Raw genomic sequence first — 16,698 nt, forward strand, 5'->3', positions numbered from 1 at the left:
AAAACTTCTTTATTCTAATCCAGATCCCGTCGGGTCGCTGTTTCTCTGTCTCACTCTTGTCGTGTATATACAAAAGTCGCTCGTCAGAGAAAATCTCCCCTCCTAGGTTTATTGAATCAAGCTACCTGATTTCTAATTGATTCAAGTTGTTTTGCTCAAGTCGAGAAAAATTTAGTCCTACGACCTATTTAAAAAGCAACCCTTGTTTTAACCTACCATAAGTCCGGAATCGGTCTTCCAGATGAAATAATTTTATACCGTAACTGAGCGGAACCCTATTTTTAAATACATGTTTTTCATTTTATCATTTTTCCATAAGCAGATAGATACTTTTTTGCTTTTTCATAAAAAGTGGCTTATTCTACAATGGTGAGATTAGAAGCTTCCGATTGAGATAGGATGATTACAAAATGAAAAAGGATGTCATTGTCATCGGTGGAGGCCCTTCCGGATTGATGGCAAGTGCTTCAGCGGGTATGCATGGAGCCCGTGTTGTTCTTTTGGACAAGGGACACCAGCTTGGACGTAAATTAGCCATTTCTGGTGGAGGTCGCTGTAATGTTACAAACATTAAGGAATTAGATGAACTGATTAAACACATTCCAGGAAATGGTCGCTTTTTATATAGCGTTTTTTCTATATTTAATAATCAGGATCTTGTTCACTTTTTTGAGGACATGGGTGTCTTATTGAAAGAGGAAGATAACGGTCGGATGTTCCCAGTCTCCAATAGTGCCAAAACCGTCGTTCAATCCCTAATCGATAGAGTCAAGCAAGTCGGAACTGAGATCCGTGTGGATTCACCTGTTAAACAAGTTTTATATCAAGAGGGACAAGTCCAAGGAGTTGAATTACAAACAGGTGAACGACTCTATGCTCCAGCTGTTATTGTAGCTGTGGGAGGGAAATCTGTTCCTTACACAGGTTCAACAGGCGATGGGTATGCTTGGGCAGAAGCCGCAGGGCATACCATTACAGAACTTTTTCCAACGGAAGTTCCTTTAACATCACAGGAACCATTCATCCGAAACAAAGCTCTTCAAGGTCTATCTTTACGTGATGTTCACCTTACTGTTTACAATCCTAAAGGTAAAAAAGTGATCCAACATCGTGGTGATATGATTTTTACTCACTTCGGATTGTCGGGTCCAGTAGCGTTGCGCTGTAGTCAATTTGTCATCAAAACTCTCAAAAAATTTAACGTTTCTTCTACCACGGTAGCGATTGATTTATTTCCTAATCAATCAGAAGAAGGACTTCTACAAAAATGGGAACCTTGGGTCAAACAAAACCTCAAAAAGACTTTACGAAATACCCTCAAACAAGTGTTACCCGAACGGATGATTCCCTTATTATTTTCACAAATTGGGATGGACGAAGAGATCACCAATGCCCACGTCTCCAAAGAACAACTTCGTCAACTAGTGAAACGAATCAAAGGATTTCCAGTCGCAATCAACGGAACCCTTCCTCTAGAAAAAGCCTTTGTGACAGGTGGAGGTGTTCATGTCAAAGAGATTGATCCTAGAACCATGCAATCCAAAAAGATGCAAGGTCTCTATTTTTGCGGTGAAATTTTAGATATTCATGGATATACAGGAGGATATAATATCACTGCCGCCTCTTGCACTGGGTATGTGGCTGGTAAAAGCGCCGCAGAACAAGTATCCACAAAATGAAAGGAGCCCATGTATGAATTCTCTTCCTCACGATTATCTTGAACAAATGAAAGAGTTATTGCGGGACGAATATCCAGTATTTATAAAAACATATGAACAACGCCCCACACGTGGCTTACGAATCAACACCTTAAAAATATCTCCTGAAGAATTCACTAAATGTGTCCCCTTTCAACTAAATCCAATTCCGTGGTGTAACGAAGCGTTCTACTATCAACATGAGGTAGATCGCCCTGGGAAACATGTCTACCATGCGGCAGGACTTTACTATATTCAGGATGCGAGTGCGATGGCTCCGGCGGAGGCACTCGAACCACAACCCGGTGAACGAATTTTAGATCTCTGTGCAGCTCCTGGTGGTAAAACAACGCAAATCGCAGCTAAAATGAAAGGACAAGGAATTTTGGTCGCCAATGAGATTGATCCCATTCGCATCAAAGCATTAGTCGAAAATCTAGAGCGTTGTGGAGTCACTCATGCTGTAGTGCTCAATGAAAATCCGGTCCACTTAACAAAACGGTTTCGGGGGTTTTTTGACCGTATTTTAATTGACGCCCCATGTTCAGGGGAAGGAATGTTTCGTAAAGATCATGACGTATGTGATCGGTGGAGCTTACGTGCAGTAGAGAAATGTGCAGATTTGCAGTTAGAGATTTTAGCCGCTGCCGCACCTATGTTGCGACCTGGAGGAAGGCTTGTCTACTCCACTTGCACTTTTAATCCGACCGAAAACGAGTCTACGATTCAGCTTTTTCTAGAGCAACACCCTGATTTTGCACTCATTCCCGTCCCACAAGCCAAACATTATCAGCCTGGACGTACCGACTGGGTTCCCAACTCCGAATCAGATCTGAACCAAGCTTCCCGATTATGGCCCCATTATTTGCAAGGAGAAGGTCACTTTGTCGCTTGTCTCGAAAAAAGAGCTGATAGCCCTCAAGGCAAACAACGTCTAGGAAAACTACCTCCAGTCTCTGTTGATGCAGTCAAGCAGTTACGGAAATTTACAAAAGAGACATATCGAGAAGATGAATGGAGTGAAGGAAATCTAACCTTGTTCGGCGAGCATCTCTATCAAGTGCCAGTAGAGCTACCTTCTCTGAAAGGAATCCGTGTAGAAAGACCCGGGCGTTACCTTGGACAAGTAAAGAAAGGAAGATTTGTTCCTTCTCATGCCCTCGCCTGCTCAAGTCGTGTTGATCAAGTGATTCAATCTGAACAATTGGCTCAAAATGACCCCCAATTACTCCAATATCTACAAGGCGAAGCGATCCCTACTCAACTAGAAAACGGGTGGACGTTAGTGGCAGTGGAACAATTTCCACTCGGCTGGGCAAAAGCTTCGGGAGGCTTATTAAAAAATCACTATCCTAAGTGGATGCGTTGGAAATCATACGCCTAGATCCATATCAATCATTTTCTTAAAACATTGATCCAAATCCCATCGGGTCGATGTTTCTCTGCCTCATTCTCGTAGCATGTTCGCAAATGTCGTTCGTTAGAGAAACATCTGCCTACCTAGCTAGATTGGATCAAGCAATATGATTCCCGATTCATTCAAGTTATTTCTCTCCAGTCGAATCTTAAACAAAAAAGAGTTTCTAGATCATCAGACCTAGAAACTCTCTTTATTAAGCACTTAATTTATCTATATGTTTGATATTCTTAAGTTCAGCTCTCCTTGCTCTCCAATAAGTCATGCAGGAGAGCAACACAAATAGAATGGTACTTATATACATCCATGGGTAGCCAATCCAAGTCGCTACAAAGCCTAGAAGTAGTGAACCCAGACCAATCCCAAGGTCAATTGCGATAAAAAAGGTCGCAGTTGCCGCTCCCCGACGCTGTTTAGGTACACTTTCGATGACAAGTGCTTGCAGGCTTGGTTGAATACTTCCATATCCAAAGCCGATAAAAGCAGCAGCCAAGTAAAATAAAATGGGCCCCTGAGCCACTCCTAGACAAGATAAACCGAGGACATACGCAAGAATCCCAGGATACACGACTAGGTCAGATCCTCTTTGGTCAAATAATTTCCCCGCCAATATCCGTGCAGCGATCAATGCAATCGCATAAACAAAATAAAAGCCACCCGCTAAGTTTGGATCTCCCAATGTAGTCGCATAAAGGGAGATGAAAGAGACGATTCCCCCAAAGACAACCCCAAGCCCTACTAAAGGAAGTGAATAAGGAATCGCTTTGGGTTCAATCATTTTCTTCCAATCTGACAAGCGGAATCTCACCTGAGTCGGAGATTGTTCAGACTGAGGGTAACGAATCACCATCACAAAGCCCAAACCCATCAATGCTAATATTAAGCAAATAAAAAATAGCCAATGGCTAGATGATTGATGAATGATATACAATCCAATCGCAGGCCCCACTACCATGGCAAGCATATTAAATGTTCCAAAGTAACCAAGTCCTTCTCCCCGACGTTCGGCAGGAACGATGTCAGCCGCAACTGTCCCTAACGCTGTCGTTGAGATCCCAAAAGCAGCCCCATGTAAAAGACGTAGAATCAATAAGATGAACAAACTAAAAGCAGAAAAATATCCCACGGTGGCGATCACGAAGAAGAGGAGGGAAAGTACCACTACCTTTCTTCGACCCCACTGATCTAAAAAAAGCCCTGCATAGGGCCGGACTATAATAGCCGCGATCGTAAAGATTCCAATAATTAAGCCCACTTGCTCTTCTCGTGCCTGTAACTGTTGAACAGCAAATAAAGGAAGAGAAGATAACAAAAGAAAGAAACTACCAAATAAAAAAAAGTTAGCTAACGATAAAAGAATAAAATCCTTCGTCCAAATCTTTTTAGTTGTCATACATCCATACCTTTCTACTTATCCTTCGCTACTATTATATTTCGATTAACGAAAAAACGAAATGATCTAATGTAAAGCTTTATCGTGGTTATGAAACAAACAACCCCTTACATATACTAAATAACACAAAGAAAAACTGGAGGGATTGGATGAGTGACGACAACCGTAATCCACGCTCCCATTGGCCTAAATATTTACCTTATACCCCGATTACGATGGGAATGATCTCACCTGAGTGGACTTACATGGGACATTTTTTTGATCAAGAAGAGGAAGAGGAGCAAAACCCAAACACCTCTTCATTTACTTCTCGTTCATTACAAACCCCAGCTATTCAAATCAACTTCCGCCCTCGTTCTAAATAAAAAACCATCTCCAAGAAAAACTGGAGGTGGTTTTTTATTTTATGAGGCAGCCTTATTTTATATTTACTTTTTGCAGACGCAATGCATTGAGAACTACAGAGACAGAGCTGAACGCCATCGCAGCACCTGCTAGCCACGGAGCCAACAAGCCTGAAGCTGCGATCGGAATACCGATACTATTATACGCAAGTGCCCAAAATAGATTTTGTTTGATGTTTCGCATCGTTTTTTGACTCATGATCATTGCATCAGCCACGCTATTTAAATCTCCACGCATCAAGGTAAGATCAGCCGTTTCCATAGCCACATCGGTTCCTGTACCAATCGCAATTCCAATATCTGCGGTTGCCAATGCAGGTGCGTCATTGATTCCATCCCCAACCATGGCTACTTTTCGACCCTGTTCTTGCAATTTTTGTACTTCGTCCGCCTTTCCTTCTGGCAACACTTCAGCAATTACTTGATCGATTCCTACCTGTTTAGCCACGGACTCAGCAGTTTGTCGATTATCTCCTGTAATCATCACAACCTGAATTCCTAGCTCTTTTAACCGCTGGATTGCACGGGGGGAGCTTTCTTTAATTGTGTCAGCCACTGCAATGATCCCTGCCAATTGCTGATTGATTCCGATCAACATTGCAGTTTTACCCATTGACTCTAGTTTTTTCATTTGCTGATCAACGGCTTCCACCATCATTCCGTGGCTAGCCATCAATTTTCGTGTACCGATCAGAAGTTGATTCCCCTCCACAATCGCTTCAATTCCATAACCGGGTAAAGCTTGGAAACTCTCCGCATCTCCTATTAAAATCCCTTTTTCTTGAATTCCGTTGACAATCGCCTGTGCTAAAGGATGCTCAGAGTTTTTCTCTGCTGTCCCCACCATTTGTAATAAATCTATTTCATCGTGATCGCCAAGCGGAATCACATCCGTTAAGACTGGCTTCCCATGGGTTACAGTCCCTGTTTTATCTAAGATGACGGTATCGATTTGTTGAGTGGACTCCAAATGCTCTCCACCTTTAAATAAAATCCCCATCTCTGCAGCACGACCGGAACCTGCCATAATCGAAGTAGGTGTTGCTAATCCTAATGCACAGGGACAGGCAATGACCAAAACAGCAATCATTTTTTCAAGTGCTTCTGCAAAGTCAGCTGGAGCAATCCATATATACCAAATCACAAAGGTCAGAAGAGCGATTCCTACCACAATGGGAACAAAAATTCCAGAGATCTGATCGGCCATTCGTTGAATTGGGGCTTTGGAACCTTGTGCTTCTTCTACCACTCGAATAATCTGTGCGAGTGCCGTATCACGCCCTACTTTTGTTGCCTTGATTTTCAATCGTCCATGCTTATTAATCGTAGCTCCAATGACTTCATCGCCCACTTTTTTTTCAACAGGAATACTTTCCCCAGTCAACATCGATTCATCGATTGCTGACTGTCCTTCCATCACTTCTCCATCTACTGGAATTTTCTCACCTGGTTTAATAATTAACCAATCTCCAACAACCACTTGTTCGATGGGAATCTGTTGTTCTGTACCGTTTTTTATCACAGTGGCTGTATTAGCTCGTAATCCCATCAATTTTTTAATCGCATCTGAAGAATGACCTTTAGCTCTTGCTTCTAACCATTTTCCAAGTAGGATCAAGGTAATTAGAATAGCACTGGTTTCATAGTAAAGTTCAATCGGAATCGAAGGGTTGAGCAAAGAGCGGATCGATAAATATAGACTGTAAAAATAAGCAGCTGAAGTACCTAAAGCGACAAGCACATCCATATTGGCACTTCCATTTCGCAAAGCTTTATAAGCGCCAACATAGAACTGTTTTCCAATGATAAATTGGATTGGAGTTGCCAACACCAATTGAAACCACGGATTCATAAATAAATCAGGCATCCAAATGAAAGAAGTAAACTGAAAGTGGGCAACCATCGACCACAGGAGTGGGAAAGATAAAATAGCCGAAAAAATTAACTTTCTCACTTGCGAATCCAATTCTTTTTTCTTTGGGTCTACTCCCTCTTCTTGCTCAGAATGTTGATCAACAGCTCCATAACCTAATGCTTCTACTTTCCCAATCAAGTCAGATTTTTGGAGAATTGCTGGATTATATTCCACTGTAGCTCTTTCCAAAGCCAAATTGACATGAGCTTGATAAACCCCCTCTAATCGGTTGAGTCCTTTTTCAATCCGATTGGAACAGGCCGCACAAGTCATACCTGTAATCGAAAACTCTGCCTTCTCTTGAGCTACTCCATAACCCAAGTCTTCGATCTTTTTGGTTAACGCTTCAAGATCCGTTTTGCTGGGGTCGAAACTAACACTCGCTTTTTCGACAGCTAGGTTCACATTGGCATCCTGAACACCTTCAGTGCGCTTGAGTCCTTTTTCGATCCGATTCGCACATGCCGCACAAGTCATGCCTGTAATCGTGATTGAAGTCTGTTTATGATTTTGTTCACTCAAAAGATTTCACCTCGCTCTATATACCCTATAGGGGTATATGATTCATCGTAAGAAATCGTGCTCCTTTTGTAGTTAGCACGATTCATTACTATTTTCTATGCTTTTATTACATCGTATCCTTGATCTTCAATCGTCTCTTCAATTTGCTGCAAAGAAACCGTTTGGGAATCAAAGCTAACATCCACTTTGCCTGCTTCAAGGTGAACTTTTACCGACTCCACCCCATTTAATTTCCCTACACTTGTTTCGACTGCTTGAACACAATGTCCACAGGACATCCCTTTCACAATTAAAGTAGCCTGATTCATCATCGAATCCTCCCTATTACAATTTCTTTCCTTTACAAGGTCATTATACGATACCCCCCTATTGTATATCAAGAAGAATTTTGAATGAGGGTTTCTACATTTAGTACCTTAATGAAGGTTTATCTATTTTTTGCCCCATCAAAAGGTTTCCACTCCATAGCATCACAAAGTTATTTCATGCATAACTTCTACTCTTAAAAGTTAAACATCCATAGTAGTTATTGACTAAATGATTTGCTCTATCTAAAACGGGGTCTTCCTTATCATATTCATTTACCCTGAAAATTATTGTGTTTGGTAAAACACTTTGAGGAGAATCATCGAGTGGATTATATATAATAAAAACTCAAGATATAGTACTCCATTTTATTTTATAATTATGATTGTTAATAATTAGGGGGGAGAGAAAATGTTATCTGAAGGAATCGAGGAACAAAGTTTTTCTTTTTTATTATCACAGCTTGCTTTTTCTCCATTATTTATTCTAAAGGTGATCGCATGTGCTGGTTTCTTATACATTTTTAGAAATGATAAAGGGTGTTTAACAATCATCGGGAGAGTTTACTCTATAATTTTTCTATTGATCTACTTAATTTCCCTATATTGGTATTGGAGATATACTGGTATTTAGACCTCAAAGGATTATTTTAATATATGTGAGTTGGTTTCAATTCCTTGATATCGTCAAACAGGATTACCATTGTTCAAACAACAGAGCAGAATAATTCAGGAAGATATTTACCCTTTCAGCCATTTTGCTGTTTATCATTTTGTCTAGAAATAGTTTTCAACGACTACGTGTTTTACCTATTTTAGCTGTTATGTTTTTCTTAGTTGAGCATTTAGATCTGCTCTACTTATTACCTGGATAAATCATAAATGCCATCCACCCCCTCATTCAAATGAAGGGGTGGACGGAACCCTCAGCTTTCCATCGATTTTAAAATGTTAGCTACGGTTTGGTTTAATTCATCTATACTATTGGCATAGTTATAAACACCTAGAAATTTTTTAATCGCTTCCGGATGGGTACTAATCACCTGTTGAATAAACTTTTGTTCTGAGGTCATCAGTTGATTTTTGGTTAAGACAAGTCCTAGTTCAAAGCGGTCTAAGATACTTTTCTCTACTCGGCTTTCATACTCTTCTTTCATCTCATCCCAATGTTGATCCCAATTCTCATGTTTTTTCAATACCTCTGCTAAGGAACGCGCTTCTAAGATGGCATCATGAATCCCTTGGGCTAGGGCAGGATCTTTAAAAACCATGGAATCTCCAGCTAACGCCCAACCTTTTCCCATACCTGAATACCAGTGATTATTAAATCCAGTAAGCCCTTTTACTTTTCCTACCAATTTAGCCTCTTCAATCCGGTGCTGAAAAGAAATTTCTTGAAACTGCGTTTGAAGAAAGCGGAAATATGCGTCAGAGGGATCTTGTATAAAAGCATCCAACCAAGCTTTATTGGTTAACGGAAATGCGGTAAAAACAACATATTGATCATCCGCAGTAGGAAAAATGACCAAGGTGCGATCATAGATTCGAAACACTTCAAATTTAGTAGGTGGTTCCTGCTTGAAATGAGTGAGATAACCATAAAAAAAGGCGAAATCTGTAGGAACTTCCCGTTTGGGTTGCAGCGCTAGTTCTCGTCTGATTTTAGAAAGTCGCCCATCTGCCCCTACCACCAATGAAGCCTGAAATTTCATTTCCTTACCAGAGCGATCTACACCTTCCACACCAAATACTTGCTCTCCATTTTTCAATAACTTTCTAACTCGAAAGCCTTCCAAGCTAGTTACTGTTTCAAAAGAGTTCGCCCGTTGAAACATCGCTAGATCAAAATGTTTGCGGTGAATACAGAAGCTTCTCTCTTCATGATGTACAACTGGTAATTCTCCCTCAATCTTGATATCTTCGAATTGAAATCGAACCTGACGCACCTCAGGCGCTTCTATTTGCTCTAGGTATGGCCACACTCCAAGCTCCTTCAATGTATGTACGGTATTATTAAAAAAAGCATGTGTTGAAAGGGTATCACTCGGAAATGTAGCTTGATCAAGAAGAAGTACATCATAGCCAGCCGCTCCTAGTTCAATAGCAAGGGTGGAGCCTGCACAGCGAGATCCAACAATAATCACATCATAATCAGTCTTCATGTATACACCTCAAATCAAATAGAGTTCTTACTACTCTATTATATTCAACCAGTCTGTTTATTTAATAATTATTTATATTTAATTAATTATTTTTCATTTTTGTTTTGAAGTCTACCCTTAAAACTAAAACAAAAAGATACCTTGCAAGTCGCTTGGTATCTTTATAATATTACTTGGTTAACTTTGAAATCGTTTTAAGAAGCTCTGTGACAACTGTCCGATCATCTTCCTTTAGACGATCTATGACACAGGTATTAATATGACTTTCTAATAACAGTCTGGACACTGAATGAAGCGCTGCTTGAACAGCTGACATCTGATTTAAAATATCATCGCAATAAACATCACGTTCAATCATATTTTTAATCCCTTTTACTTGTCCTTCAATTCGATTCATTCGTTTGATTAGATTTTCTTTTAACTCAGCGGGAACTTGTCCTTTTAAGTCATGGTGACAATTTTCTTGATCTAGGGATGGATCCTTTTCAAATGGTTCCAACAAGAGTCCCCCTTTTCTCTTATACCTAGGGAGGGTATATAGTTAAGTGTAGCATAACTCCTAATCATTAGATTATCAAGTAGATCATGAGCCAACAACCTGTTTGAATCATCATTTTGGATGCGGCCCATGAACTTTTAACGAGCAAACTCTAATATACAAATTGCTCCACAAAGTATTTAGGGTTGAGTGGCTCTCCAGTTGCTTGGTTGATTAGCTCTTGCCAATTATACCGATCCCCTGGGAAAAATACGTTTTCCATAAAGAATTGACCTGTCTTCTTAGTAAACATCTCATCTGAAACATGATGTCGAATATAATGATCAAACTGGGAAGCTGTCAGCTCACCTAATAAGTAATTCTGATAGTAAACCGGAGCTATCGTAAAATGAATTTTGGCCGCCCAGTGAGGCTCATCATTCGTTTCTGGAGGGTGTACATATTGAATCTCTTTAACTAGTTTCCACCAAAGACGGTTTAAGTCTTGATCAGGATTGGCATACAACTCTTTTTCAAAGAAAACAAATGTCATCACCCAACGCGCTGTAATTAACATTTGCCGTTGTAACATTAGCTCCAGCTTAGGCATCATCTTATCCAGACTTTCCTTGGACATACCAATAAACTTGTGCAGCCACTCTCGGTTTCTAACCATTCGACCAAAAAACATCGCTATGGCCTCAGTCGTAAAGATATGAGAAGGAGTTCGTAAGATAAAGGGTAGATTTAAATCCATATATTTATCATAAACAGCGTGCCCAAACTCATGTAGCATCGTTTCCATCCAGTATTCATTGGGATGAATATTACATAGAACTCGCACATCCCCCTGCCGATCCATATCGATACAGAAAGCATGTTGATTTTTACCCTCACGCTCATATAGATCACTTCTTGCCAACAAGTCTTTAATCTCCATGCCCAAGGATTGAAAGGTCTCAGCTGTACACTTTTCAACCGAATATTGTTGAATAAAGGGTGATAGGTCAGCCCCTTCAATCGATGGTGCTTCCTGAAAGAAAGGGTCCATGTAGTGCCAAGGACGTAACTCCTCGATATCGATCTGAAATCTAGTAGATAACTCTTGATCGATAGTGTCTTTTACTTTTCGGAAAGGTTCATCCGTCAGTTCCTTTAACTCCTGAAATATCCGAAAAACTTCATCCCGATCTAACTCTTGTAGTTGAAACATCATCTGATGATGATCCTCATATCCCAAACTTTTCGCAGCTTGATTTCTCAAACGAACTAATCGAAGTAAATCAGGTTGGACTTCATTACCGATCTGCTTACTTGCTTCCCATACTTTTTTACGTTCAATCGTGTCATCACTATGGATCAAGGTATGGCGAACTTCATTTTCTGTCACTTTCTTACCATCAACCGAGCCTCGAAACGTGTTAAAAATATTGCTTAACTTGGACGAGAGTTGGACCATTTCACCAAGCAATTGCTTAGGAAGCTGGTTTTCGACAGCCTCTTGAACAAGTCTTTGTAATTGTCGTTCTTCTAGTGAACCAGGTTGAACTTCTTTCAATAACTGTTGGATCATAGAAAAGCGATCCTTATCTGCACAATACTCTCGATATGTAGCTTCTGCTTGAGCTTCTTTTACTTGCCATTCCTTTTCCCCCGTTGTATTTACCATCCAGACTGCATGGTTCCAAGCTGTTAGTAGCTGATCCAACTTTTTATTCTCTTGTTGTAAAAAGCTTTCTACCACAATCGTTCCCCCCATCGGATTGTAAGACGCCTTCCATCAATTATGTTATCTATCTTACGTTACTATCTATTTTACATAACAATATGTAAATCGTGTTGGATTCTTAATGGTCTTCAACAGACTTTTGGAAAAATCGCTTCCAGCTCACTCGTTTCTTTTTTTGATCCTTTTGTTCCTCTTTGATGAGATCACGCTTCAAAATCAAATATCCTCCCATTTCATTCACAAATTGTACAAGAGCTGCTCGTGTCTCAAACTCTTCTCGGTCTAAAGGCAATGGAGTTTGTTTAAATTTTTTTCTTAACTCTTCCAGTTCGTCTAGGTAGATCGTGGCTGTATTCCCTGGTTGAACAGCATCTGCAACACGATCAAAAAAATCGGCAATCATAAAACTTTGTAATCGAGGTTCAAGGCTTGAAACAATCGGCATAATTCGCTCTAATATTTCAAATTGGTGCTCTCTCATCTCAAAATAACGGTAATAACTATATTCTTCATCCATTCCACTATTTTCGATATCCAATAGAGCTAGGTGTTTCGCCTCTTTTAGTAATTGAGCAGTTTCTGTAATCTCTCTTCCGTCCCAATCACTTTCACCTTTTCGAAGGTAAACAGAGATTTCATTTAATATTTTCCGAAAATTACTTTCTAGATCTTGTTGATACTGTTTCAGTTGTTTCTCTACATTTGGCATGTACAAATTAATAATTAAAGCAACTCCAACTCCAATCACTATTAAAGCTAACTCATTGAGAACTAAATCGATAGAGATACTTTTTTGCAAGTAAATATGTAGCATAATCACAGTGCTGGTCACAATTCCCTCTTTAGTATTAAAGAATACACTGAGTGGGATATGAATCAACAATAATAAGCTTAATGCCCAAGGAGAATAACCAATCATTTCAAATAGAATCCCTGCCAAAAATATGGCCATCAAGCAACCAAGTACTCGCTCAAATGCACTTCGATAAGACCGTTTTTTCGTAGGCTGAATACATAAAATCGTGATAATACCGGCAGATGTATAAAATTGTAACCCTAGCCACTGAGCAATTGCAATCGACAAACCCGTTCCAATCGCTGTCTTTAATGTACGATATCCAATTTTCATCATGAACCTCTCAATTTCTATAGTCTGAACAATTTCACTAACAAATTGATCCCAATTCCGTCAGATCTTTGTTTCTCTGCTTCACTCTCGTAGTGCATTCGCAAAAGTCGTTCGTCATAGAAACATCCCTCCTAAGTGGATCGATCGAATAAAATGATTCCCAATGACTTCAATATTTTTCGCTTAAGTCGAGTAGATTATTTTTATTGTGTTGCTGAGGCAATAGGAACTAGTCAAGATCATCGAATCGATCTTTAAACTGAATTAGCTAAATTCATACCAAAAAATAGATAAATATACTAAAACAGTTTTGTTATTCATGGTACTTTATCCAATAATATTTTACTCATACACATACTTTGCAATTATTTTACATTTTACTTTTTACCCTATAAATATATATCCCCTAATCTTCATATACCTCCGATCATCCATCTTTATTGCGAACATTTTCGTTTTATTTAAGTATAAACCAACTAAAAGCATGTCACAATTTATCTATTTTTTGGGTGTATTTGTCAAAATAAAAATATAATATTAATATTTTTTTATTTTTTGATTAATAGAGTATTCAAATCTATGGATAAATAATATATAATCAGTATAAAGGGATGTGATAGAAGTAGAAAAATAAGGTAATATCTTTTAGTTTGTTCAACTTTTTTCTCTATTTTCCTGTTACTTATTTCCTATAAACTCATATGAATTCGTAATGTTCTAACGCCCTATTAACCATACTTTATTGACGTAAACGAGTTTATCGGAGCAAAAACTATTGAGGAGGAACTTATAACATGAAAAAGGCATTTCGTCTGTTTAGCATTGTAATGCTACTTGTCTTGCTAGTGATTCCATCCACAATCCTAGCTAAACCAGCTACCGACCAAAAAGTGAACAAGGATTATGCTCCTAACCAAATTATTGTGAAATTTAAAAATGGTACCTCTGCAAAGAGTATTCAGTCTGTTCACGCAAGTGAAAAGGCTCAAGTTGTTAGCAAAGGAAAATCTGGCTTTGAAGTTGTTAAGTTCGATAACAAAAAATCGGTAGACCAAATGTTGAAAGAATACCAAAACAATCCAAATGTTGAATACGTTGAACCAAACTACTATTTCCATGCTACTTGGACTCCTAATGATCCATCTTTCTCAACCAAACAATATGGACCACAAAAAATGCAAGCCCAACAAGCTTGGGATGTAACCAAAAGTAGTAGCACTGTAAAAATCGCTGTGATTGACACAGGTGTAGAAGCTAGCCATCCTGATCTCTCTGGAAAAGTGATCAATGGATATGACTTTGTACAAAGAGATAATGTTCCACAAGACGGTAATGGTCATGGAACCCACGTAGCTGGAATTGCCGCTGCTGCTACCAACAATGGAATCGGTATGGCTGGTATGGCTCCAAATGCTAAAATTCTTGCTGTTCGTGTATTAGACAACAGAGGTAGCGGAACTCTTGACAATGTTGCCAATGGTATCATTTACGCTGCTGATCAAGGTGCTCAAGTGATTAACCTCAGCTTAGGCGGTGCCTCTGGTACAACTACATTGAAAAATGCAGTTGATTACGCTTGGAATAAAGGTGCTGTTGTTGTAGCGGCTGCAGGTAACGAAAGTACTTCTGCTCCTAGCTACCCAGCATACTATAACAATGCTATTGCTGTAGCTTCTACTGACTCTGCGGATCGTATGTCTTATTTCTCCAACTATGGCAGCTGGGTAGATGTAGCTGCACCTGGTTCTGACATCTACTCTACCTATCTTAGAGGAGGTTACTCTTCCTTAAGTGGTACTTCTATGGCTAGCCCAGGTGTTGCTGGTGTTGCTGCTCTACTTGCAGCACAAGGTAAAAACAATGTGCAAATTCGTGCAGCTATCGAAAAGAGTGCTGACAAAATTTCCGGAACAGGTACTTACTGGACCCATGGTCGTGTGAATGCTTACAAAGCTGTTACTTATTAATCTAAAAGCTTAAAACTTACGAAAAGACTACAATTCTACTAAGAGTTGTAGTCTTTTCTATAATAAAACACTTCTAACCTCTTTTTTACCAGTCATCATTCCAATATTAACCACCAATTATTGAATATATCCAATAAAACAGAAAATTTTATTAAAAAAAGTATTCTAATTAATTAATAAATAATTTATAATTGATTTAGAGCTTCTTAATCATCAATCGAAAGGATGTGATAAATCTAGAAGAAATATCTAACTATTCCTAATCATTCACTTGATTCAATGCCAATGTTTCTATCCGCCGTCTGTAAAAAAGCAACATTCATTTAAATTATAGTAGGAGGGATCTATGTGAAAAGAGCTTTCCAATTATTTAGTATCGTGATGCTACTGGTATTACTGGTAATGCCTGCAACTATTATGGCTAAACCAGCTGTTGAGGAGTCTAACAGTTCATTTGTTTCAGACCAAATCATCGTTAAGTTTAAAAAAGGTATCTCCGCGAATAATATTCAATCTATTCACGCAAGCGAAAGAGCTCAAGTTGTTAGTAAAAATGCTGCAACTGGGTTTGAAGTTATTCAGTTCAAAAATAAATCTGTGAATCAAATGCTACAGGCCTACAAAAACAACCCAAATGTAGAGTATGCTGAGCCTAACTACTACTTCCACGCTGCTTGGGTTCCCAATGATCCCTCATTCTCTCAACAATACGGTCCCAAAAAGATCAAAGCACCAGAAGCTTGGGATGTTACAAAAAGCAATAGCAGTGTAAAAATCGCGATCATCGATACGGGTGTACAAGCTAACCACCCTGATCTCTCTGGAAAAGTTATTAATGGGTACGATTTCGTAGACGGAGATAATATTTCTCAAGATGGAAATGGACATGGAACTCATTGCGCTGGGATCGCCGCAGCTGCTACCAATAATGGAATTGGTATCGCAGGTGTAGCTCCAGAAGCTAAAATCCTTGCAGTTCGTGTATTGAACAACAGTGGCAGTGGAACCCTTAACAATGTTGCTAATGGTATTATCTATGCTGCTGATCAAGGAGCCCAAGTGATTAGCCTTAGCTTAGGTGGCTCTTCAGGTAGCACCACTTTGAAAAATGCAGTTGACTATGCTTGGAACAAAGGTTCTGTTGTAGTTGCAGCTGCTGGTAACTCCAATACTAGTGCCCCTTCCTATCCTGCTTACTATGACAAAGCAATTGCTGTCGCATCTACAGATTCCTCCGATAATAGATCATATTTCTCTAACTATGGTAGCTGGGTGGATGTAGCTGCACCTGGTTCTAACATCTACTCCACTTACATTACAAGCACTTACTCCTCTCTAAGTGGTACTTCCATGGCTACTCCTCATGTTGCTGGTGTAGCTGGTTTATTGGCAGCACAAGGTAGAAATCACGTACAAATTCGTGCAGCCATTGAAAATAGTGCTGACAATATTTCTGGAACAGGTACTTACTGGACTCACGGTCGAGTAAACGCTTACAATGCAGTTAATTATTAATCTCTAAAGTCACAAACTCATGAAAAAGACTGCATCCGTCAAAGGACTGCAGTCTTTTTCGATTG

Annotated in this window: 12 protein-coding genes; 5 read left to right on the plus strand and 7 right to left on the minus strand. The window is 39.4% G+C overall.

Features of this window, described 5'->3' with window-relative positions; all coding sequences use genetic code 11:
- Positions 1–410 precede the first annotated feature (410 nt).
- Together EDD58_RS01450 and EDD58_RS01455 are read left to right on the plus strand one after the other, a co-directional pair.
- On the plus strand, positions 411–1,679 hold the full coding sequence (locus tag EDD58_RS01450; protein ID WP_131923065.1) for a BaiN/RdsA family NAD(P)/FAD-dependent oxidoreductase: 1,269 nt from the start codon (positions 411–413) through the stop codon (positions 1,677–1,679).
- Between the two features lie 13 nt (positions 1,680–1,692).
- Positions 1,693–3,081 (plus strand): RsmB/NOP family class I SAM-dependent RNA methyltransferase, encoded by a 1,389-nt coding sequence (locus EDD58_RS01455; protein ID WP_131923066.1) that lies wholly within the window; start codon positions 1,693–1,695, stop codon positions 3,079–3,081.
- Between the two features lie 229 nt (positions 3,082–3,310).
- Here EDD58_RS01455 and EDD58_RS01460 read toward each other — a convergent pair whose 3' ends face one another.
- Positions 3,311–4,507, minus strand: a complete 1,197-nt coding sequence (locus tag EDD58_RS01460; RefSeq protein WP_131923067.1) for an MFS transporter — start codon at positions 4,505–4,507, stop codon at positions 3,311–3,313.
- Positions 4,508–4,656: 149 nt separating this feature from the next.
- On the opposite strand from EDD58_RS01460, the gene EDD58_RS01465 reads away from it, so the two are divergent.
- The gene (locus tag EDD58_RS01465; protein ID WP_131923068.1) at positions 4,657–4,872 is read left to right on the plus strand and encodes a hypothetical protein; all 216 of its coding nucleotides are present in this window, start codon (positions 4,657–4,659) and stop codon (positions 4,870–4,872) included.
- A 52-nt stretch (positions 4,873–4,924) separates the two neighbouring features.
- Here the strand turns inward: EDD58_RS01465 and EDD58_RS01470 are convergent, their stop codons facing one another.
- The 6 genes from EDD58_RS01470 to EDD58_RS01495 all read right to left on the minus strand — a co-directional run bounded on the left by EDD58_RS01470 (position 4,925) and on the right by EDD58_RS01495 (position 13,151).
- Positions 4,925–7,348, minus strand: a complete 2,424-nt coding sequence (locus EDD58_RS01470) for a heavy metal translocating P-type ATPase (RefSeq protein ID WP_131923069.1) — start codon at positions 7,346–7,348, stop codon at positions 4,925–4,927.
- A 95-nt stretch (positions 7,349–7,443) separates the two neighbouring features.
- Positions 7,444–7,656, minus strand: a complete 213-nt coding sequence (gene copZ / locus EDD58_RS01475; protein ID WP_131923070.1) for a copper chaperone CopZ — start codon at positions 7,654–7,656, stop codon at positions 7,444–7,446.
- 923 nt (positions 7,657–8,579) lie between these two features.
- Positions 8,580–9,815: an NAD(P)/FAD-dependent oxidoreductase gene (locus tag EDD58_RS01480; RefSeq protein ID WP_131923071.1), complete on the minus strand. Its 1,236-nt coding sequence runs from the start codon at positions 9,813–9,815 to the stop codon at positions 8,580–8,582.
- Positions 9,816–9,984: 169 nt separating this feature from the next.
- Positions 9,985–10,317 (minus strand): metal-sensitive transcriptional regulator, encoded by a 333-nt coding sequence (locus EDD58_RS01485; RefSeq protein WP_424321641.1) that lies wholly within the window; start codon positions 10,315–10,317, stop codon positions 9,985–9,987.
- A gap of 148 nt (positions 10,318–10,465) precedes the next feature.
- Positions 10,466–12,052, minus strand: a complete 1,587-nt coding sequence (locus tag EDD58_RS01490; protein ID WP_243648607.1) for a M2 family metallopeptidase — start codon at positions 12,050–12,052, stop codon at positions 10,466–10,468.
- 88 nt (positions 12,053–12,140) lie between these two features.
- The gene (locus EDD58_RS01495; protein WP_243648608.1) at positions 12,141–13,151 is read right to left on the minus strand and encodes an aromatic acid exporter family protein; all 1,011 of its coding nucleotides are present in this window, start codon (positions 13,149–13,151) and stop codon (positions 12,141–12,143) included.
- Positions 13,152–13,945: 794 nt separating this feature from the next.
- Between EDD58_RS01495 and EDD58_RS01500 the strand changes: the two genes are divergently transcribed.
- Together EDD58_RS01500 and EDD58_RS01505 are read left to right on the plus strand one after the other, a co-directional pair.
- A complete protein-coding gene (locus EDD58_RS01500; RefSeq protein WP_243648609.1) occupies positions 13,946–15,118 on the plus strand; it encodes a S8 family peptidase in 1,173 nt (390 codons plus the stop codon).
- Between the two features lie 381 nt (positions 15,119–15,499).
- Positions 15,500–16,633 (plus strand): S8 family peptidase, encoded by a 1,134-nt coding sequence (locus EDD58_RS01505; RefSeq protein ID WP_131923420.1) that lies wholly within the window; start codon positions 15,500–15,502, stop codon positions 16,631–16,633.
- Positions 16,634–16,698: the final 65 nt, after the last annotated feature.

Source organism: Hazenella coriacea, from assembly GCF_004341825.1.
Taxonomy (GTDB): domain Bacteria; phylum Bacillota; class Bacilli; order Thermoactinomycetales; family Thermoactinomycetaceae; genus Hazenella; species Hazenella coriacea.